This window comes from Naasia sp. SYSU D00057, assembly GCF_017916505.1.
Classification (GTDB): domain Bacteria; phylum Actinomycetota; class Actinomycetes; order Actinomycetales; family Microbacteriaceae; genus Naasia.
Genome location: NZ_JAFMSZ010000018.1, coordinates 1 through 471, shown reverse-complemented (window position 1 = coordinate 471; position 471 = coordinate 1). Strand labels below are relative to the sequence as shown.

General features: G+C 70.3%; 1 pseudogene. It reads left to right on the top strand.

The window, feature by feature from the left end:
• Positions 1–14: 14 nt before the first annotated feature.
• Positions 15–471: pseudogene (locus J3P36_RS16080) on the top strand (amidohydrolase); the annotation flags it as partial.

Here is a 471-nt window from a genome sequence, read left to right as displayed (position 1 = left end):
ATGGCGCGGCGCTGATGACGGAGACGACGGTCAGCACCCAGGTCATCTCCGCCGTGTCCAACCTGCTCGGCAATTCGCCGCTGGAGCAGGCGATGTACGACAACTTCCAGCGCCTCGGCCCGCCGCCCTTCACCGCGGAGGACAAGGCCTTCGCCGCGGAGATCCAGAAGACGCTGAGCGAGGAGGACATCCTCTCCACCTACCGCCGCCAGGGCGTGGTGCCGGAGACCGGCAAGTCGCTCTGCGAGGCCATCGTGCCGCTCGGCGCCAAGGGGGCCGGGATGAACGGGTCCACCGATGTCGGCGACGTCTCCTGGCAGGTGCCGACGGTGCAGGCGCGCGGCGCCACCTATGCCATCGGCACGCCCGGCCATTCCTGGCAGGTGGTGGCGCAGGGCAAGATGCCGGCGGCGCATACCGGCATGGTGCATGTGGCGAAGGTGATGGCGGGCACGGCGGGGGACGCGCTGC